We start from the raw sequence: 19,775 nt of genomic DNA, 5'->3' as shown, positions 1-19,775 counted from the left end.
GGAGATTCGCGCATGACTTCCCTCTCGTCTGCCACTAGCGCCCACCGCTCGCTCGGCTGGAGCTTGGCCCTGTTGGCTTTCGCCCAGCTCATCTATTCGCTGGACATCAACATCGTGTTCGTGGCCCTGCCGGAAATCGGCGCGGGACTGGGCTTTTCCGGCCAGACCCTGCAATGGGTGGTCAGTGCCTATACCGTGTTCTGCGGCGGCTTCCTGCTGTTAGGCGGACGCGCGGCCGATCTGCTGGGGCAGCGGCGCATGTTCATCTTTGCGCTGTGGCTGTATGCGCTGTCCTCGCTAGTCGGTGGGCTGGCTTGGAGTCCGGCCGTGATAGTGATTGCGCGCGCGGTACAGGGCATCGGCGCGGCGTTGCTGTTTCCGTCCACCTTGTCACTGATCAATCGGCTGTTTGAGGAGGGTCCGCCGCGCAACCGCGCGCTGGCGATCTGGGGTGGCGCAGGTGCCAGTGGCCTGACCCTGGGCTCGCTGGCCGGTGGGGTACTGACCAGCGGCTATGGCTGGCCCTCAGTATTCTTCGTCAATGTGTTGTTGGCGAGCATCGCCATCGTGGCGGCATTCTTCGTGATCCCAAAGGATGCACCACGCACCGAGCGCCGCAGCTTCGACCTGCCAGGCGCGCTGACGGTGACAGCCGGCGCCACGCTGCTGGTGTATGCGCTGGTGCAAGGGCCGGAAGACGGCTGGCAGGCCACGCCCATCGTGGCGGCGCTGGTGTTGGCAGTGGTGTTCCTGTTGACCTTCGCGCTAATCGAATCGCGCAGCCGCGATCCGCTAATGCCGGTCCGCTTGTTCGGCAACCGCAGCTTAGTCGCGGGCATGGCGGTCACCTTCATCTATATGGGCACCTTCGGCGCGTTGCCGTACTTCCTGACGGTACTGTTTCAGAGCGTGCAGGGTTACAGCGCCCTACAGACAGGGCTGGCCTTCATCGTGCCGTCCCTGGCGATTTTCACGGGTACGCAGCTCGGGGCCAGGTTGGCCAACCGACTGCCGATGCGCCGCACCCTGGTGATTGGCTTCGGGGTCGGCATCTTCGGCACGCTAGCGTTGGCCCCGGCCGCCTTCCTCGGCGCGCCGTATGCCGCCATCGTGCCGGGACTGGTGGTATCGGGAATCGGCCAGGGCATCGTCTGGACGGCGATGTGGATTGCCGCTGCATCGGGCGTGGCGCACCTCGAACAGGGGATCGCCTCGGGCATGGCCTCGACCACGCTCAATGTGGGCAACGCGATTGGCATTGCCGTGCTGGTGGCTTTCGCCAACCGTGGCATCGATGGCTTGCAAGGCGAGGCGTTGCGCGAAGAGCTGGTGATCGGTTCGCAACACGCTTTCTACCTGGCAGCGGCGGGCTTGGTGCTGGGTCTTCTAGTGTCGCTGACATTTTCTCCCAAGGCCAGCGCCAACGCGCAGACCAGAGCAGCAGCCTGACAGGCTAGAGGATCGGCATGGAACTACGACACCTTCGCTGCTTCCTCGCCGTGGCCGAAGAACTGCACTTCGCCCGTGCGGCGGAGCGACTGCACATCGAACAGTCGCCGCTATCGCGGGCCATCAAGGAGCTGGAGGCAGAACTGGGCGTGGTGCTGTTCGCCCGTACCACGCGCAGCACGCGGCTGACCCGTGCGGGCAAGCTGTTCATCGATCACGTCCCGCGCGTGTTCACCGCTTTGCAGCAGGCGCGCGACAGTGTGAAGGCCGCGGCCAATGGCTTTCATGGCCAGCCACGCATCGCCCTGTCCGACGGCATCACGCCGTCACGCTTGCCGGCCTTGCTGGCGCTGTGCCAGCAAGAAGAACCCGAAGTCGAAATCCGCCTGTTCGAGGTGCCATTATCGCAGCAGATCAAAGGACTGCATGACGATCTGTACGACGTGGGGTTCGCTCGCGCCGACGAAGTAGGTGAAGGTGACGGTATCGTGGCGATGCCTGTCTGGAACGATCCGCTGATGGTGGCCGTGCCGGCCCGCCATGACCTGCTCAAGTACAAGCGGATTCCGTTGGAGGAAGTGCTGCGCTTCCCGTTGGTGCTAGGCGTGCGAAGGCCATGCGCGGCAGGTGGATCGCCTGCCGCGCCGCGTGGACATGGAACCGCTGGTGGCCGAGTCCTGCGACCTGATGATGGCGCTGGTATCGGCCGGCTTCGCCCTGGGGCTGACGGGTGCCGCGCACATCACGGCCAGCCGCGAACAGGGCGTGGTCGCTCGGCCGCTGGCGGATCAATCTCCGTTGCTGACGACCTATCTGCTGCGCCTGGATGCCGAACCATCGGAAACGCTGGCCCGCTTCATCGAGCGCGTGCAGGCCATCGACTCGCCCGAAGCAGCCAGGCCGATACCGGGCGACGACCCTGATCCCGTCGAGGACCCCGAACCATGAAGAAGACCATCCCGTTCTTGCTGGCCGCTGTGGTGCTGACGGCCTGCGGCCCTCCTGACACACCAGAGAAGAAGGACCTGCCCCACCGTTGAGGAACTGGCGTCCGATCCTGCGCGGCTCAAGGAACTGCGCCAGCAATGCAAGACGGATCACCCCAAGCTGGGAGACGTGCTGTGCAACCGCAACGAGTGATTCATTCTGCATGTGCTCGTGTCTGTCGACTCTGAACGGCATTGGATAGAGGAGCACTGTGACAGCAGTTAATGCGGTCATGGGCCAGACCCTTTGCTTCGCCCCAGGGTTCACGAGGCCCTTTCGGGTAGGGCTTTTACCCTTGTGGGCCATTCCATTGCCCTTTCCAGCCCATTTTCTTTTTGGGCCGTTTATTCCCTCTACCGGGTCGTCTGGCTACGAGAAGGAAATGGGATGGAAAATTTGCTGAAGGCTGCCGGGTAGATTATAATGATCATAATGGTTAATATGATTGGTGAGTGTGATGATCACTGAAGTAAGTGCGGTGAACTTCCGCCAGAACCTGGGCGATATGCTCAACCAAGTGCAGTATCGCAACGACAGTATCGTCATCAACAAGGATGGCAAGCCTGTTGCCGCTCTCGTCGATGCTGAATTGTTCGCCCGCATCAGGCGCATGCAGGAGCGCTTCGACAAGCTGAGCGACCGGATTAGCGAGGCTTATGCGGGGGTGCCTGTCGAAGACGGGTTGGCTGAAATCGACGCAGCCGTGGCGGCCGAGCGGAAACGTCCCTGATGGCGAGATTGCGTGTCGTACTCGATACCAACGTACTGGTGTCGGGGCTGGCCTATCCGGGGAGCGTTCCTGGACGCATCGTGGCGGCTTGGCGACAGGGTGGGCTGGAGGTGGTGCTGTCGCACTACATCCTGGACGAATTGGTCAGGGTTTTGCCTCGCTTGAGCAGGGTCAACATAACGACTGCGGAGATCCGCGATTTAGCCGACAGCCTCATGTTTCTGGCCGATATCGTCGAGCCGGAGGGCTGTCAGGATGCAAGCTTGCGTGATCCCGCCGATCAGCCGGTGCTGCTCACGATGCTGGCGTCGAAAGCCAGCTATCTGGTTACGGGAGACAAGGATCTTCTGGCGCTCGCGGATCGGTACCCGATCGTTACTCCGGCTGAGTTCTGGGCGCGTCATGGAGGGTGAGTGAAGAATGAGAAGCCAAGATCCCGGCGAAGTGGACGCCGATCAGGGCCTGAAGGCCGGAAATCATGTCAAGCTGGGTTCGCTGCTGTCCGAGATCGGCCGCAAGGCCAACCTGACCGAGGAAGAGTCTGCCATCTTCGAGAGTGCGCGCGACAGAACCCCAGCCCGTGCTGTGAGCTTTGAATAATCCTGCTGATATGAATGTGATTTCCGAGCCGCTGCGCTCATCGCCCAAGACCTGCGTCAGTGAGTGGATCGACGCGCAGCCGCTGGAAACGCTCTGTGACGCTGCATTGCCCGTCTAGAGCATTTTTAGAAAATACGAATTCGACATACAGAGGTTGCTCTTCCGGGTCATTTCGGTTCTCCTCTCCCGCTCGGATAAGGAGACCAGCATGGCTCGGGGATACAGTGTCGATCTTCGCCAGCGCGTCGTCGACGCGGCCATGGGGGGCTGTCGGCTCGGCAGGCCGCCGAGCAATTCGACGTCGGCACGGCGACGGCGATCGTCTGGGGACGGCGCTTCCGGGAAGGCGGGGAACTTGTCGCCCGCCGACAGGGCAAGCCCCGGGGCTTGCGGCTCGATCCCCATGCGCATTACCTGCTCGGCCTGCGCGAGCAGATCCCCGACCTGACGCTGGCTGAACTCGCCGCGCCCCTCGAACGGGAGCGTGGCGTCCATGTCAGCCTGGCGACGGTGTGGAGGTTTCTCGACCGGCACGCCATGACGTTCAAAAAAAGACCGCGCCTGCAGCCGAGCAGCAGCGGCCGGACGTCCAGGCAGCCGGACAGGGATGGATCGAGGAGCAGTCCGGTTTCGATTGGCGCAAGCGGATCGTCGTCGACGAAACCGCCGCTTCGACGAACCTGGCCCGCCTGCGGGGCTGGGCCCCTCGCGGCGAGCGCTGCCGGGGCGCGATCCCCCACGGCCACTGGAAAACCACGACCTTTACCGCCGGCCTGCGGCTGGATGGCCTGAGCGCGCCGCTGGTGCTCGATGGCGCCATGAACGGCCCGGTCTTTTTGGCCTATGTCGGGCAGGTTCTGGTACCCGAGCTGACGCCCGGCGATATCGTGGTGATGGACAACCCGCCGGCCCACAAGGTGGCGGGGGTACGCCAGGCCATCGAAGGCGCAGGAGCCACACTGCGCTACCTACCACCCTATAGCCCCCGACCTGAACCCGATCGAGATGGCCTTCTCCAAGTTCAAGGCACTGCTGAGAAAGGCGGCGGCGCGGACCGTGCCGCAGCTGTGGCAGAGCATTGGCGAGGCGATTGCGCAGTTCTCTGCACAGGACTGCAGGCACTCCTTCGAGGCCGCCGGATATGAATCGGGATAAGGTAAAAATGCTCCAGATTGGCCAGCCTGTGCTCTATGCAGAGTTACACCTTCAGGCCGACATTCCCGCAATACCGTTTTTGCCGAAGTCGCTGCTGGCCGACTTAGTTAGCGTTAGCGCGCTCCCTCCTTCAGGCGTCCTCTCCAAAAGCGGAAAACCGGCCTCGCTAGGAACAGTACCAGCAGCAGGCGCAGCACCTGCATCGCGGTGACCAGCGGCACCACCAAGCCCAGCGCTTCAGCGGTAAGGCTCATCTCGGCGATGCCGCCGGGCACCATGCCAAGTACAAGCGTCCGCGCGTCCAAAGCCGAAACCCAGCTCATCAGGAGGGCGATGGGTACCACGAGCAGGACTGCCGTGACCGTCGCCAGCAGGGTGCGCAGCATGAATGCAGGGGCTCGACGGAAGAACGAGCGCTCAAAGTGGCAGCCCAGGCTGCTACCCAGTAGCCACTGGCCCACTTCGCCAGCGCCGTCCGGCAGGCCAATGTGCAGATTAAAGGCGACGCTGAACAGGCCGCTGACCAGCAGGGCGCCGAGTTGCCAGGCGTTGGGGAAACGCCAGCGCTGGAAAACCAGCGCGACCAGACCGCCGAGGACGAACAGCAGAGCCAGCCAGCCGGCATCGGGGCCAGGGTGGGTGACGGTAGCCGCCTGGCCGCCGGCAAACAGCCAAGTGTAGACGGCAGGGATACCCACCAGCACCAGCATCATGCGCAAGCTGTGGCTGGCAGCCACGTGCTGCAGTTCGGCGCCATACGGCCGGCCCAGGTTGACCATCTCGCTGGCGCCGCCGGGCATACTGGCAAAGTAGGCGGTGGCGAAGCCCTCTCCGTGACGCCGGTGCAGAACGATGCCAATGACGCAGGTGAGCACGGTCAACAGGGTGCCGACCAGCACCAGGGCGAGGTGAGCAAGGATCTGCTCCAGCACCGCCTGGTTGAAGTGCAGGCCGATCCCGGTGGCGATGATCCACTGGCCAACCTTGATGCCATGAGGCATGGCCACAGTCAGACAGCCGAGGCAGCGCAGCGCCGCGACGCCGAGCAGCGCGCCGATCATCCAGGGCAGCGGCCAGCCGAGTAGTTGAGCGAGACCGCCACCGAAGGCGCCGGCCACGGGGCTGAGGATCCAAGGTTTGCAGCGGGCAAGCAGGCCTGCCGGGACGAAGGGGAATTTGATGGTCACATAACAGCCTTGTGAAAAAGCGGATCGCTCCATCAAACGGCAGGATGCGATCCGCCGCTCGGAAGATCAGCCAAGTGTGCATTACCGGAGCAGCCTCGGTGTGACTGATCCAGCTACTTATTTCTTTCCCTCAAAGTAAAGGAAGGCTGTAGTTGACGATCAGACGGTTCTCGTCCTGATCCCGCTGGCCCTCATCGTTACCGCGCCACATGGCGTTGCGCCAGGTCAGACCGACGCCCTTGAACAAGCCCGACTGCACCGTGTAGTCGACCCGGAAGTCGCGCTCCCACTCGCGGCGGTCGCTGCCGGCGGCATCGATGTCGTCGCCGCTGTAGTAGGTCAGGCTGGCTTTTAACCCTGGAATGCCGGCCTTGGTGAAGTCGTAGGCGTAGCCGGCCACCCAGGTGTTCTCCCCTGCATTGGTAAACTTGCCCATCTGCGCATTGGTGATTAGATACGGCACGCGCCCATTGCCCTGGTTGATATGGGGAAAATCACTGTTACCGGTAATCTTCTGGTAACCAGCGCTCAGCGCATGGCCGTTCAGGCTGTACGTGAACAGGGCGCTCCACAGACTGTTATCGACCTCCCCCTTGCTCGACGAGCCGGCGCCCCAGTAGCCACTGCTGACGTAGCCCTCGGCCCGTCCAGAAGCACTGGAATTTTCGCCGTCGGAATCACTATCGAAGTAGCGCAGGTCTGTCTTCAGTGCGCCGACCGGCAGTTGCCAAGTGTGCACCAAGCCGAGAAAGTGCTGCTTGTAGAAGTCGCGCAGATTGCCGTAATAGTACTGTAATAACAGGTCCTTGTTGACTTTGTAGTCAGCGCCACCGTAGTAAAACTCGTTGCTGAATTGGGCCTTGCCGCCGCTGTTGGCTCCGGCGATGGACAGGCTGTCACTGTTGCTGGAGTTGCGGTCCGTGGAGTGCTCCAGCTTGCCGGCGATCAGGGTCAGATCCTTGATCTCGTTGGAGGTGACCTGCGCGCCCTCGAAGGTCTGCGGCAACAGGCGCCCGTCGCTGTAACTCACCACCGGCAGCTTGGGCAGCAGAGTGCCGACCTGCGCCACGGTCTTGGAGAAGCGCAGCTTGGCGGTCACCCCGAGCCGGCCGAAGTCGCGCCTCGCCTTGCCGTTGCTTTCCAGCGGGAAGACCGAACCCGGGCGGCGGTCGACCTCGCCGATCGGCTTGTCCGCATCGCCGCCGGCGTCCAGGCGGAGCGCGTACTGGCCCAGCAGATCAAGGCCGAAGCCGACCGGCCCCTCGGTGAAGCCGGACTTGTAGTCGAGGACGAAGGCCTGGCCCCACTCCTCCACCCGGCCACGGTCCTCGTTGCGGACGTCCTGGTTGATATAGAAGTTGCGCAGATTGAGCGAAGCCTTGCTGTCCTCGAAGAAACCTTGCGAGCTGGCATAGCCGGCAGGCAACAGACTCAGACAGGACAGGGTCAGGCCGTAGGTGAAACGCTTGTGCATGGGACTACCTATTATTCTTGTGCGGTAGGTACGGGTTGCCGTGCGCTCCGACTGTCGGGCGCACGGCTGGGTCAGGCAACGATGGGGCCGGGAGGCCGGCCTACTGGCCGGGGATGTCCCGACTCAGGTGCACCGGCTCCTTGCGGGCGCGGCGCATGCGGATGTTCAGCGCCTCCACCGCCAGCGAGAAGGCCATGGCGAAGTAGACGTAGCCCTTGGGCACGTGCACCTCGAAGCTCTCGGCGATCAGCACGGTGCCGACCACGATGAGGAACGACAGGGCCAGCAGCTTGAGGCTCGGGTGGCGGTCGATGAAGGTGCTGATGGTGCCGGAGGCGGCCATCATCACCAGCACGGCGGCGACGATCGCGGCGATCATCACCGGTACGTGGGAGACCATGCCGACCGCGGTGATCACCGAGTCCAGGGAGAACACGATGTCGATGATCGCGATCTGCACGATGGTAGCGATGAACTGGCCGCTGCTCTTGGGCGCTTCGTTGGTCTCGTCCTCGCCTTCCAGGCCATGGTAAATCTCGGTGCTGCTCTTCCACAGCAGGAACAGGCCGCCGAAGAACAGGATCAAATCGCGCCCGGAGATGCCCTGGCCGAAGACGTGGAAGAGGTCGACGGTCAGACCCATCACCCAGGAGATCGACAGCAGCAGGAGAATCCGCGTGACCATCGCCAGCGCCAGGCCGAACAGGCGGGTGCGCGGCTGCATGTCTTTCGGCATGCGACCGACGAGGATCGAGATCATGATGATGTTGTCGATGCCGAGCACGATTTCCAGCGCGGTTAAGGTGAAGAAGGCAACCCAGATCTCCGGGTTGATCAGCCAGTCCATAAGGGAGTCCTTGCGTTGCAAGTTGAGCGGCCGGGGGCATCCGGCCGCTTAGGGTCAGGCGATGAAGGTTATGGCTCCGGTGAGCAGGGCCAGGGCGGTGATCACCAGCGAGGTGAGCACTGCCCACTTGAAGGCGGCTTTCTGGAACTCGCCGATGTCGCGGTCGACCATGCCCACCAGTAGCAGGGTCGAGGCCACCAGCGGGCTCATCAGGTGCACCGGCTGGCCGAGCACCGAAGCGCGGGCGATCTCCAGCGAGTCGATGCCATAGGCCGCCGCGGCATTGGAGAGGATCGGCACCACGCCGAAGTAGTAGGCGTCGTTGGAGAGCACGAAGGTCAGCGGCATGCTGGTGATCGCCACCACCAGCGGGAACAGCTTCCCCCACTCCGCTGGAATCATGTCCACCAGCCCTTGGGCCAGGGCATCGACCATCTTGGTGCCAGAGAAGATGCCGGCGAACACCCCGGCGGAGAACACCAGCAGCACCACGGTCATGGCGTTGCCGGCATGGGCGAGGACCCGTTCCTTCTGCTGTTCCAGATGGGGATAGTTGATTATCAGCGCGACCACGAAACCGATCAGGAACAGCACAGCCGAGTGCATCACGCCCATCACCAGAGCCACCATCACCGCAGCCACCAGCAGCAGGTTCAACCAGGCCAGGCGGGGCCGCTTGTGGGTGCTGTCGCCGAGAATCTCTTCGATGTAGCAGTTGCTGCCGCCGGACTGCAGGACGACGCTGCCGACCCGCTTGCGTTCGCCGCGGCCAAGCATCCAGGCGGTGAACACCACCCAGGCGGCCCCGCCGATGACGGTTGGCAGCAGCGGCACGAAGAACTCGCCGGCATCCAGGCCGAGCACGGCGATGGCCCGGGTGGTCGGACCGCCCCAGGGCGACATGCCGCTCATGATGCTCAAAGACAGCATGGCGAGGATCGCCAGAACCATCGGGTTCATGCCGATACGCTTGTACAGCGGCAGCATGGCGGCGCAGGTGATCATATAAGTGGTGGTGCCGTCGCCATCCAGGGCGACCAGCAGCGAGAGCAGCGCTGTGCCCATGGCGATCTTCACCGGATCGCCGTTGACCACCTTGAGGATGCGGCGGATCAGCGGGTCGAACAGCCCGGCATCGATGAGGATGCCGAAGAATAGGATGGCGAACAGCAACAGGGCGGCCGAGGGCGCCACCATCTTGAGGCCGTCCAGCATCATCTTGCCGAGGCCGCCGCCGAAACCGCCGATCAGGGCGAAGACGATGGGCACCACGGTCAGGGCAACGATGGGGGACAAACGTTTGGTCATGATCAGGACGGTGAAGACGATCACCATCGCGAGACCGAGCAGGGCGAGCATAAACAGACTCTCTTGTAGTTATTGATCAAATCGTGTCGGGCAAGGTTTGCCCAATGCGCAGGCAGAGCTTCCCCTACCCGCCGGGCGGCACATCTATCGTGTGCCGTCCGGCGGTCGGGAATGGTTCAGGGAAAAGGCCGGCGAGGCCTCAGGTACGCTCGGCTTCCCGAGCGGCGGGCTGCCAGTTTTCGTCGGACGCCTTAGCGACCGGCGCCTCGCTGTTCAAAGTCCGCAACAGGAGCGTGCGGTCGCAGGCGTTTTCCGACAGCGCAATCAGCACGGTCGCCACCGCGTTGCTGGCCAGGCTGGTGAGGGCGCGAGCCTCAGACATGAAGCGGTCGACGCCGATCAGGAGCGCCAGACCGGCCAGCGGGATGTCGTGGATCACGGTCAGGGTCGAGGCCAAGGCGACGAAGCCGCTGCCGGTGACGCCCGCCGCCCCCTTGGAAGACAGCAGCATCACCGCCAGCATGGTCAGGGTCTGGGTCATCGACAGCTCGATGTTGCAGGCCTGAGCGATGAAGACGGCGGCCAGCGACAGGTAGATGGCAGTGCCGTCCAGGTTGAAGGAGTAGCCAGTGGGCAGCACCAGCCCCACCAGGCTCTTGCGGCAGCCCAGTGCCTGCAACTTCTCCAGCATGCGCGGCAATACCGGCTCGGTGGACGAGGTGCCCAGCACCACCAAGAACTCCTCGCGGAAGTAGCGCAGCAACTTCCACAGGCTGAAGCCGTTCCATCGGCAAAGCCCCCCCAGCACAACGAGGACGAAGAAGGCGCAGGCGATGTACAGGGTCAGGATCAGCTTGGCCAGCGAGCCCAGCGAGCCGATGCCGTAATGGCCGACGGTGAAGGCCAGTGCGCCGAAGGCGCCCACCGGGGCGAAACGCATCAGGTAAGAGAAAATCTTGAAGACCATGTGCGAAGCGCTTTCGAGCACGTTCAGCACCGGCTTTCCATGCTCGCCCAGCGCGGAAAGCGCGAAGCCCGACAGCACCGCGATAAACAGCACCGGCAGCACTTCGCCTTTATTGAAGGCGCCGACGAAGGTCTCCGGGATGATGTGCATGAAGAACTCGACGACACCGAGCTTGGCCGCGGACTCGGCGTACTTGCCCAGCCCGTCGGTGCTCAGTTGGCTCGGGTCGATGTTCATGCCGGCACCAGGCTGGAACAGGTGGACTGCGGCCAGACCGATGACCAGGCTGACGACCGTCAGGCCGAGGAACAGCAGCAACGTCTTGCTCATCAGCCGGCCCAGCGACTGCTTGTCGCTCATGCCGGCGATGCCGGTGACGATGGTGCAGAACACCACCGGGGCGATCATCATCTTGACCAACTTGATGAAGGCATCGCCCAGGGGCTTCAGCGCGGCGGCCTGTTCGCCCCAGAGGTATCCAACCAGCACGCCGAGGATGACGGCACAGATGATCTGGAAGTACAGCGATTTAACCAACTTCATGATGCATCACCGATTGTTAGAGTTGTTTTTGATGTGCAGGCTGACCACCTGCGTGGTTTAAAGCGGTCTCGTCAACTGGCAAGGCGCTGCGCAGCGGGCACATAGACTTCGCCGGAGAACAGCCGGCGCGCGGTACGGATCACCGCGGCGCGGATGGTCTTGCCATCGGCGCCGGTACGCGCCAGCGCGACCTCGATGGCACCACTCGGGTGTTCCAGGCGCACCTGCTCCAGATCACGCGGCAAACGCTCGCCGAACATCCGGGAGATCACGCTGCCCTCGCTGACACAGGCAGTCGCCAACCCGATCGAGCCGGTGATGGCTAGCGAGCGGTGGCAATTGCTCGGCATGAAATAGCGGACCTGCAGGGTACCACCGGCCCTGGGCGTCGAAACCAGCACCGGCTTGGGAATCACCTTGTCGCTCACATCGCCCAGCCCCATGGCCATGCCGGCACGCAAGCGCAGGGCCTCCAGACGGCGCAGGAAATCCTGGTCGGCATCCAGTTCGGCGGGGCTTTCGTCGCCGCGCTTGCCCAGCCGGCAGGCCTCGACGATCAGCATGGGCATGGCCATGTCGATGCAGGTCACCGGGATGTCGTCGAACCAGTCGAGCACCTGCCCGGTAGGGAACAGCTTGCCGGTCTTGCTGCCCGCAGCGTCGAGGAAGGTCAGCTTGATCGGCGCCGCGGTGCCGGGCACGCCGTCGATGGCGGTGTCACCTTCGTAGCGGACCTTGCCGTCAGGCGTCTGCACTTCCGAATCGACGAAGGTATTGGTGTTCAGGTTGCGAATGCGCACCCGAGTCACCGCGCCACTGACTGGGACGAGACCCTGCTCGATGGCGAAAGGGCCGACCGCGCAGAGCATGTTGCCGCAGTTGGGCGCGGTATCCACGCGGCGCTGGGACACCATCACCTGGACGAACAGGTAATCCACGTCGGCGTCGGGATGCGCGGAGGGGCTGACGATGGCGACCTTGCTGGTCTGCGGACTGCCGCCGCCGATGCCGTCGATTTCCAGCTCATGGCCGGAACCCATGATCGCCAGCAGCAGCTCGTCGCGCTCCTGGGTCGAGCTGGGCAGATCGCTGGCCAGAAACACCGGACCTTTGGAAGTGCCGCCACGCATCAGCACGCAAGGGATACGCTGCATAATTACTAACTCCTGTTTATCAATCTCAGTCATTGATGCTTTTGGCAGGAGATTCACACGAAAACAAAAATGTTTCCAATGCAAATATCAGAGTTATTATTCCGATTTAGTTATCTAAACTGGCAGCAGGCCACAACGGCACCAGCACCGCAGGAGTACCGAAAAACAATGGAATACGATCTCCAAGACATTAAATCTTTCGTGAAAATCGCCGAATTAGGCAGTTTTCACGAAGCCGCCGAAACCCTTCATCTGTCTCAGCCAGCACTGACGCGACGGATCAAGAAACTCGAGCAGGGGCTGGGTACTCCGCTGCTCGATCGCACCACCCGGCGGGTCAGCCTGACCAGCGTGGGACGCGACTTCCTACCCAAGGCGAGGCGCGTGCTGGACGATCTCGAGGACTCGATCATGAGCATCCGCGAACTCGCCGAGCGCCAGACCGGCCAGGTCACCCTGGCCTGCATTCCCACTGCGGCGTTCTACTTCCTGCCCTCGGTCATCCGCCTCTACAACGAGCAGTACCCGAAGATCCGCATCCGCCTGCTCGACCTCAGCGCCAACGAGGGGCTCGAAGCCGTCCTGCGCGGCGAGGCCGACTTCGGCATCAACATGATGAGCGGGCAGCATCCCGACATCGAATTCCTCTCCCTGGTCAATGAGCCCTTCGTCCTGGCCTGCCGCCGCGATCATCCATTGGCGACCCGCGAGGCGGTGCGCTGGTCCGAGCTGGCCGATTACCGCCTGATCGGCGTGGGCCGCCTGAGCGGCAACCGCATGCTGCTCGACCATGCCCTGGCCGGCTTGAGCTGGCGGCCCAAGTGGTTTTACGAGGTCCAGCACCTGTCGACCTCGCTCGGCATGGTCGAGGCTGGATTGGGTGTTTCCGCCGTCCCCAGCTTGGCCATGCCCACCGCGGATCACCCGACCTTGGTCAGCGTCCCGCTGATCGAGCCGGTGGTGAACCGCAGCCTGGGCCTGATTCGCCGCCGCGGCGCCTCGCTGTCGCCGGCGGCGGACAAGTTCGTCTCCATCTTGCTGCAGCAGTGGCCGCAATGACGCCATTCCCGTATCCCCTGGCCTGCCACCCTCACTCGCCGCCCATCCGCAACCGGTCGGGCTGGCGCTTCTCGATGGCGAACTTCAGCAAGGCAACGCTGCGGAAGATTCCATGGGCGAACTTGCCGTACGGCATGGTCAGGAAAAACGCCATGACCGCGCCCAGGTGCAGCGCCAGCAGCAGCACCATGGCCCCACTGTCCCGCCCGGCCAGCAGCGCCAGGCCGCTGAGGCTGACCAGCAGCAACAGCGCGATGAAGCCGCGGTCCATGGGACGCTGCGCGCTGTCGCCGTGCTCCGGATGGCGGCGCCGGTTCAGCCACAAGAGGCCGGCGGGACCGACAGCAGCCCGAGGCCACCGGCTGTCCCCAGCAGAACCGGCAGGCTCGTCAGGGGATAGGGCGCCTCCAGGCCCAGCACGAAGTGGTACAGCGTGGCGACGGAGGTGGCGGCGAAGCACAGCAGGAAGCCATAGAAGATGCAGTGATGGAAGCGCCGCCGCCAGAGGGTGAAGCGGTCGCTCTCCTCGTTGCAGCCCTCGCCATGTCCACCGTCGAGATACTTCAGCCGTAACACGGCACCCGAAGCCTCGAACGCCGCCGCCCCCTTCTGCACCGGCTCTTCCGAAGGCGGCAAAACCTCCCGCCAGAAGCGCCGCACGGCCATGCCGAGGGCCAGGGTAGCGAAAGCGAAGACCAGGCCGAACATCAGCGCCAGCACATCGTGGGGAAAGATTGCGTAGAAGTCGCCCGCCAGCGACCCGGGAAACAGGGTGCCCTTGATGGCCAGCGTCAGCGCCAGAAAGAACCCCAGTCCGGCAGCAGTGGCCAGAGACAGCGTCAGCCCGTTGCGCCAGTAGAGCCGACCCAATGCCGGCGGCCAGGCATATTCGACATAGGTGTCCAGGCGCACCCTAGCCATAGCCCGCTGGACGTTCACGGCGAACTCATGAGGTTCGGCGTATTGGCAGGCATGCAGGCAGGCGCCGCAGTTATGGCAGAGGTTGGCCAAGTAATGGAATCCGCCTGGGCGAAGTCTAGGCGCCGAGTCATGGCCGGGAACACGGCGCAGAAGCCCTCGCAATAGCGGCAGGCATTGCAGATGTGCAGTTGCCGGTCGACTTCCGCCGCGGCGATGTTGAGCACTGGGATCGGCTGGAGGACACTGCCGATACTGGAGATGGGCAGTCGTGCCCCGGAATCAAGCGATTGCATGGCTTTGTCCTGCAGTCATGGAAGCTGGGTGATGACCGGCCGCGGCGGCAGCCTGGCTGCCGGCGATCCGGCCGAACGCCGTGCCAATGCTCATGCCGACCCCGGCGGTATAGTCCTTGCCGAGTACGTTGCCGGCCATCATTTCCCCGGCAACGAAGAGATTTGGGCTGGGCCTACCGGAAAAGTGCACGGCGGCCGTCTCGTCCGTCCTGAGCCCCAAGTAGGTGAAGGTGACGCCTGGACGCAGCGGATAGCCGTAGAAGGGCGGCGTGTCGATCGGGCGGGCCCAGTGAGTCTTGGCCGGCGAGAGGCTTTCGGTGCGGCAGTCGTCGAGCGCGGTATGGTCGAAGGTGCCGACCCGGCAGGCTTGGTTGTAGGCCTTGATGGTCTCCACGAACGCAGTTTCGGGCAGGCTCAACTGACGGACCAGTTCGCCAAGGGTGCTCGCGGCAGTGCCGGGAAACACCGGTGGCATGAAGCGGCCGACGGCTCTGCGGTCGATGATTGAGTAGCCGACCTGGCCGGGCTGCTGCGCCACCAGGCGCCCCCAGATCGCGTAGCGCTTGGGCCAGAAATCTTCGCCCTCGTCGTAGAAACGACGGCCGTCACGGTTGACCACCACGCCCAGCGACACACAGTCTACGCCGAGGCCTGGCGCAGGATCTCGTTGGCTTGGCGCAGCTCACGCACTTCCCGCTCGAGCGCCTCGATCCGTTCACGCTCGGGCGTCGTCTGCCCCTCGCGCCGTCCGCTATCGCGTTCGGCCTGCCTCACCCAGCGGCGCAGCATTTCGGCCGTGCAAGCGATCTTTGCCGCGATGGATGTGATCGCCGCCCACTGCGACTCGTGCTCGTCCTGATGCTCGAGCACCATGCGAACCGCCCGTTGCCGAACTTCAGGGGAATACTTCGTTGCTGTCTTCATGGCTCCATCCTCTCAAGAGTTGGAGCCTCCGCGAAACCCGGGGCGGTTCAACCGCTCGATCAACTAGGCCTGCAGCCAAAGGTGTCGCTCGCACAGCTGCAGACCTGCGCCCAAGGCAATACCACAGCGCGCCGGGTGGTGGATGACCAGGCCAGGGCGGCGGTCGTGAAAGGGATCGACGCCACCCCGACGCTCGAACTCAAGGAACAACCACACGGGCCGGACGGTACGGCTGCCGGGATTGCTGGATGAGGCAGGGATGCTGCCTGCTATGGATTGGGTTGCGGCTCAAGGGCGGGCGGATGCGCAACCAGGCCGATGACATCCCGGCTTGGCTGGCCGGTCTCTCGGATCGTGCGTTGAGACGATTCAGTAGCCGTGTGAGCCACCTGTCCAGGATGATCGACGTCGAGATTCAGCGTCGCGATTCAGGTAGTCGGAGCAGCTATCTAAACCACCATACGGCATCCGAGAGTGGTTATGCTCGGTGTGATGGTCAATCACGCCAGCCTGGCTAATCAGTAGGGATAGTCTATGGGCTTGACCCAGCGAGTGGCTGGGCTTAGGCGATAGCGAGAATTTTCCTTCAACAGTTCAGCTACCAACCGGGGGGTCACGCGCGGCAGCGACAAATAGGCGTTCATCACCCGATCCAGCTCGCTGGCCAAGAAGACGGCATGGGCCTTGGCCATTAACGAACGTTGGCCCCCGTACAACCATCCAATGACGAAAAGCCGGTAACGCCTGGGCAAGCGCCTCCTCGATTCTGCTTGCTTCGCTGACCGTCGTACCCGGCAGCCTCATTTCCAACATCAGGGCCACGCTGGAACGGAACAAGGCGTGATCATCAATGAGCAAGCTCGAAGCGCTCGGCATGGACTACGTATACCTCCAGTAAAGCGTATCCCCGGGGCACTTTTGGTCAAAATGGACTATGGGCGCTCGCCCATTACACCTTTAAGGTCGGTTCGTGGTTGAGCGCGGGCCGTCTCCTTGAACAAGCAGATGGCTTGCGTCCCGATGCCAAGCCCATGGCGAAGGTGACCCTCTTGGCAAAAAATTATGGCACCCGCTTTCGGATTTTTGCTTTGATGTGTGGAGGATTAAATGAGCGCCTATCTTATTGGTAAAATGAATATTACCGACCAAGCCCGGTATGATAATTACAAGCGGCTAACGCCTGATATTGTGAAAGCTCATGGAGGCCGCTTTATCTCGAGGGGAGGCCAGAAGTTTTTTTTGGAGGGAGAGGCTGAAGGCCGTCGCGTGGTCATTGTAGAGTTTCCTTCGGTTGAGGCAGCACAGACGTTCTACAACTCTGAAGAGTATAAAAAGGCTAGATGCCTCCGCGAAGGTGCAGCCGACGACATGCAGTTGTTCATCGTGGAAGGAATGGATAACTAGAATCTATATAGCTGCCATGAATTCTCAATATAAGCATGAGTAACAAAAATGCCACTTCGAAAAAGATTGAAAGTATTGACACCATAAGATGATCCTCGCATTAAATTTTTCGCCTTCTTGACTTTATGCGGCCGACGCTTGCTGCAACGAAATATTTTCCTTTCTCTGTGCATACGATCATTGAACTGGCAGAGCAAGGAAAGTTGATGGCTGCACAGACAGATAGCCGAGATTCTTGGGCTTGAAAAGCCCAGCGCGAGTCGCATGCTCGCCAAACTTATCGAAGCTGACGAAATAATAGAAGAGCTGCCTTGCGATTCCGCTGGAAAAGACAAAATTTTACAACTTTCAAGAAAAGGCATAAATACCTTCTCCGCTATACAGGCTTATGGTAGGCGGTCGCAAAAACTGAGTGCAACACCTGACTTTTTCGGTAGGCTGCTACCGCCCCTATGTCTTATACCGAACTCAGCGTTGAAGAGCGCACCATCATTCAAATCAGCCATGCCCAAGGTTTCAGCCTGCGCAAGATTGCCCGTCTAATCAATAAATCGCCTTCGACCATCAGTCGAGAGGTGCACCGTAATCGCGAGGTCTATGGTGGCTACTCGGCCCATTAGCCGATGAAGGCCCGCCGCCAAATCTGTCGACCGAGACGAAAGCGGCTGCCTGGAAGTGAACGAACGATTCAAGCATTATCCAAGCCACTACTTCACGGGATTTAACACCTAAAAAGCCAAGCTGGTCTTGATCAGTGAACCAGTCAATTGGTAAAGGATCGCCACCGCGAAGCAGCCAATGATCACCGAGGCTGTGCGATTAATATTCAGCGTTGTCAGCCAGGCATGCCCGCTGCGTTTGATGTATGCGCCAAGCAGCACCCAGGCGCAGCCAATCGGGATTACCACCAGACTGAGTTGCACTATGAAAGAGAGGTACAAGGTGATATCGGTAAAGGTCTGCTCGGGAGCGATAAACGAAACCACCAGTAGACCCTTGGGGTTGATCAGGGTCAGCCGAAAAAAGTACATTCCGGAGATCTGCGCCGTGGGTGAGGAATGGCACGGGTTATCGGGGTTGCGCCATAGTCGGTATGAGGTTTTGATCAGATAAGCCACCGACGCCAGTTGCACCACCTTCAGGCACCAGGGCGCGCTGTCACCGATATGGCTGAGCAGATACCCCCAAAAGGAAATCTGCAACAGGTAGGCCGAGTACTCCAGCAGGCTCAAAGACCAGGCGCGCCGGAAGCCGCTCAGCGCTCCAGACCGCAGCAGCAATGTATTCGTCGGCCCTGGCATCAAGAGCAGCAACCCAATTGCAGACATGATGTTGAACATGATGGCTGTCTCCTGGGCGGTCAATCGACTAGGTAGATTTCGACACGCTCTTTGTGCGCGCCGATGTTGTTACGCTTGAGGCGAATGCGCCCGACCTCGCCCGTGGTACGCAGATGTGTACCGCCACAGGGCACCTCGGAAAATCCTTTGATGTACCAGGAACGGCGCAAGCGCTCGGCGTCGGTAAAGCGGCTTTCAATCGGCAGGTCGGCGGCTACGAGGCGCTCTACATCCTGCAGGATCTCCGGAAAGTACTGGCTGACATTACCCTCCAGGGAGAAGTCGATCCGCGCTTTGTGTTGGCCGATATGCGCACCGATCTTTTCCAGATCCGGAAATTTCTTGTAGAACAACTCCAGCACAATTTCAGCGGCGAAATGCAAACGCATAAGCGCATACCGGCGAGGCCAATCGATCTCCACGCTAACCAGATCGCCCACGGCAAAGTCTGGATCTTCGGCCAGGCGATAGATGATGCGCTCGTCAGCAACCGTGGCCTGGATGACTTCGATACGGTTGATATAACCCTTATCCGATTCCTGGCCACCGGATTCGGCGAAGAAAATCGTCGGACTGATCACCACGTCGCGCCCGTCAATACTGAGCACGCGGGCGTCCAGGGACGAGAGATAAGGGGTGTTCCAGAATGCACGTTCCATAACGCTCAGCTGCCTTGTTCATCTAGAGCGGTTAGCAGGGGCAAATACAAACGCTGAAAATCGATGTTGAAGAAAAAATGTCCGCCGGGTACGCACTCGCTATGGAAGCTTGTGCTGGTGTAGCGCTGCCATTCGTCCAGGCGATGGAGCTCAAGCAACGGGTCGTCCTGGCCATTGAGAACGTACAGGGGCACTGGCAGCGGTCGGATAAAGCGATAAGTGAGTTGTGCGTTGAGCGCTAGGTCGGCCTTGAGCTTGCCCAGCGCATGCCTGGCGAAACTACACGAGGCATCCGTTGGCAGTGGCAAGGGGCTCTCTGAGCATACGAGCTGCCACAGTTGGTGATCGTCCATCGCCCCCAGTAGCGGTGAGTAGCCGGTATGGGGCGGCATGCGCCCGGACAGGACCAAATGCGTCGGCAGCGGCCGGTCGCGTTCGGCTAGCGCGTGGGTTACATCCAGCGCCAACCCGGCACCGAAGCTGTGGCCGTAAAACGCATAGGGTACGCCTACGCTTTGCAGTGCATCGACGATCGCCTCGATAACATGCGCAACCCGCGTGACGGGCGCTTCCGTACTTCGGTCCTCGCGCCCAGGTAGTTTCACGGCCCATGCCGCAACACCGACATCGGCTAGCCGGCTCAAATCATTGAACGCTGAGGCGCCCCCCCCTCCATAGGGGAAACACAGCAGCAGGCGACCGGCGTTCATGGGGGCGCCTGGCAGTGGTGCAAGCCAGGGCCGTTGCACCACAAAAGGATCGTCCATGGCTGCT

The 19,775-nt window shown here is 61.8% G+C and carries 15 protein-coding genes and 7 pseudogenes; 10 read left to right on the top strand and 12 right to left on the bottom strand.

What is annotated here, in order from left to right; all coding sequences use genetic code 11:
* The first annotated feature begins 12 nt into the window (after positions 1–12).
* The 7 genes and pseudogenes from ACGI6K_RS06225 to ACGI6K_RS06195 all read left to right on the top strand — a co-directional run bounded on the left by ACGI6K_RS06225 (position 13) and on the right by ACGI6K_RS06195 (position 4,921).
* Positions 13–1,449 carry an MFS transporter gene (locus ACGI6K_RS06225; protein ID WP_376942047.1) on the top strand — a complete coding sequence of 479 codons (1,437 nt, stop codon included), beginning with the start codon at positions 13–15 and terminating at the stop codon, positions 1,447–1,449.
* 17 nt (positions 1,450–1,466) lie between these two features.
* Positions 1,467–2,397, top strand: a pseudogene (locus ACGI6K_RS06220) (LysR family transcriptional regulator).
* A pseudogene (locus ACGI6K_RS06215) lies at positions 2,394–2,580 on the top strand (lipoprotein); the annotation flags it as partial. The pseudogenes ACGI6K_RS06220 and ACGI6K_RS06215, both read left to right, overlap by 4 nt.
* A gap of 313 nt (positions 2,581–2,893) precedes the next feature.
* Positions 2,894–3,166 (top strand): type II toxin-antitoxin system Phd/YefM family antitoxin, encoded by a 273-nt coding sequence (locus tag ACGI6K_RS06210; RefSeq protein ID WP_061291253.1) that lies wholly within the window; start codon positions 2,894–2,896, stop codon positions 3,164–3,166.
* Entirely contained in the window at positions 3,166–3,579 is a 414-nt protein-coding gene (locus ACGI6K_RS06205; RefSeq protein WP_376942044.1) for a putative toxin-antitoxin system toxin component, PIN family, read from the top strand. The genes ACGI6K_RS06210 and ACGI6K_RS06205 overlap by 1 nt, the downstream gene beginning before the upstream one ends.
* A gap of 7 nt (positions 3,580–3,586) precedes the next feature.
* Positions 3,587–3,766 (top strand): hypothetical protein, encoded by a 180-nt coding sequence (locus ACGI6K_RS06200; RefSeq protein ID WP_376942042.1) that lies wholly within the window; start codon positions 3,587–3,589, stop codon positions 3,764–3,766.
* A gap of 208 nt (positions 3,767–3,974) precedes the next feature.
* Positions 3,975–4,921, top strand: a pseudogene (locus ACGI6K_RS06195) (IS630 family transposase).
* 113 nt (positions 4,922–5,034) lie between these two features.
* Here the strand turns inward: ACGI6K_RS06195 and ACGI6K_RS06190 are convergent.
* The 6 genes from ACGI6K_RS06190 to ACGI6K_RS06165 form a co-directional block, all read right to left on the bottom strand.
* Positions 5,035–6,102: an AbrB family transcriptional regulator gene (locus ACGI6K_RS06190; protein ID WP_376942136.1), complete on the bottom strand. Its 1,068-nt coding sequence runs from the start codon at positions 6,100–6,102 to the stop codon at positions 5,035–5,037.
* 136 nt (positions 6,103–6,238) lie between these two features.
* The gene (locus ACGI6K_RS06185) at positions 6,239–7,582 is read right to left on the bottom strand and encodes an OprD family porin (RefSeq protein ID WP_376942040.1); all 1,344 of its coding nucleotides are present in this window, start codon (positions 7,580–7,582) and stop codon (positions 6,239–6,241) included.
* Positions 7,583–7,682: 100 nt separating this feature from the next.
* Entirely contained in the window at positions 7,683–8,429 is a 747-nt protein-coding gene (locus tag ACGI6K_RS06180; RefSeq protein ID WP_376942038.1) for a TerC family protein, read from the bottom strand.
* 54 nt (positions 8,430–8,483) lie between these two features.
* Positions 8,484–9,788, bottom strand: coding sequence for a CitMHS family transporter (locus ACGI6K_RS06175; RefSeq protein WP_376942036.1), 1,305 nt, complete (start codon positions 9,786–9,788; stop codon positions 8,484–8,486).
* Positions 9,789–9,936: 148 nt separating this feature from the next.
* Positions 9,937–11,247 carry a C4-dicarboxylate transporter DctA gene (gene dctA / locus ACGI6K_RS06170; protein ID WP_376942034.1) on the bottom strand — a complete coding sequence of 437 codons (1,311 nt, stop codon included), beginning with the start codon at positions 11,245–11,247 and terminating at the stop codon, positions 9,937–9,939.
* A gap of 71 nt (positions 11,248–11,318) precedes the next feature.
* A complete protein-coding gene (locus tag ACGI6K_RS06165) occupies positions 11,319–12,401 on the bottom strand; it encodes a 4-oxalomesaconate tautomerase (RefSeq protein WP_376942032.1) in 1,083 nt (360 codons plus the stop codon).
* 168 nt (positions 12,402–12,569) lie between these two features.
* Here ACGI6K_RS06165 and ACGI6K_RS06160 point away from each other — a divergent pair, with 168 nt between their 5' ends.
* The gene (locus ACGI6K_RS06160) at positions 12,570–13,460 is read left to right on the top strand and encodes a LysR family transcriptional regulator (RefSeq protein ID WP_376942030.1); all 891 of its coding nucleotides are present in this window, start codon (positions 12,570–12,572) and stop codon (positions 13,458–13,460) included.
* A 31-nt stretch (positions 13,461–13,491) separates the two neighbouring features.
* Here the strand turns inward: ACGI6K_RS06160 and tcuB are convergent.
* The 3 pseudogenes from tcuB to ACGI6K_RS06145 form a co-directional block, all read right to left on the bottom strand.
* A pseudogene (tcuB, locus tag ACGI6K_RS06155) lies at positions 13,492–14,674 on the bottom strand (tricarballylate utilization 4Fe-4S protein TcuB).
* Positions 14,661–15,317: pseudogene (locus ACGI6K_RS06150) on the bottom strand (FAD-binding protein); the annotation flags it as partial. The pseudogenes ACGI6K_RS06150 and tcuB, both read right to left, overlap by 14 nt.
* Positions 15,317–15,598, bottom strand: a pseudogene (locus ACGI6K_RS06145) (transposase); the annotation flags it as partial. The pseudogenes ACGI6K_RS06150 and ACGI6K_RS06145, both read right to left, overlap by 1 nt.
* A 1,107-nt stretch (positions 15,599–16,705) precedes the next feature.
* Between ACGI6K_RS06145 and ACGI6K_RS06140 the strand changes: the two are divergent.
* Both ACGI6K_RS06140 and ACGI6K_RS06135 read left to right on the top strand, forming a co-directional pair.
* Positions 16,706–17,002, top strand: a complete 297-nt coding sequence (locus tag ACGI6K_RS06140) for a DUF1330 domain-containing protein (RefSeq protein ID WP_376942028.1) — start codon at positions 16,706–16,708, stop codon at positions 17,000–17,002.
* Between the two features lie 452 nt (positions 17,003–17,454).
* Positions 17,455–17,685: pseudogene (locus ACGI6K_RS06135) on the top strand (helix-turn-helix domain-containing protein); the annotation flags it as partial.
* A gap of 45 nt (positions 17,686–17,730) precedes the next feature.
* Here ACGI6K_RS06135 and ACGI6K_RS06130 read toward each other — a convergent pair.
* Genes ACGI6K_RS06130 through ACGI6K_RS06120 form a run of 3 tightly spaced genes read right to left on the bottom strand, consistent with a single transcriptional unit; the run spans position 17,731 to position 19,768 of the window.
* Positions 17,731–18,342 (bottom strand): LysE family translocator, encoded by a 612-nt coding sequence (locus tag ACGI6K_RS06130; protein ID WP_376942026.1) that lies wholly within the window; start codon positions 18,340–18,342, stop codon positions 17,731–17,733.
* Between the two features lie 20 nt (positions 18,343–18,362).
* Entirely contained in the window at positions 18,363–19,001 is a 639-nt protein-coding gene (locus ACGI6K_RS06125; protein ID WP_376942024.1) for an alanyl-tRNA editing protein, read from the bottom strand.
* Between the two features lie 5 nt (positions 19,002–19,006).
* The gene (locus ACGI6K_RS06120; protein WP_376942022.1) at positions 19,007–19,768 is read right to left on the bottom strand and encodes a thioesterase II family protein; all 762 of its coding nucleotides are present in this window, start codon (positions 19,766–19,768) and stop codon (positions 19,007–19,009) included.
* Between the last annotated feature and the right edge of the window lie 7 nt (positions 19,769–19,775).

It is taken from the genome of Azorhizophilus paspali (assembly GCF_043587585.2).
Lineage (GTDB): Bacteria > Pseudomonadota > Gammaproteobacteria > Pseudomonadales > Pseudomonadaceae > Azotobacter > Azotobacter paspali.
Note: the sequence above shows the minus strand (reverse complement) of the source record. Positions and strands in the feature narration are given on the sequence as shown.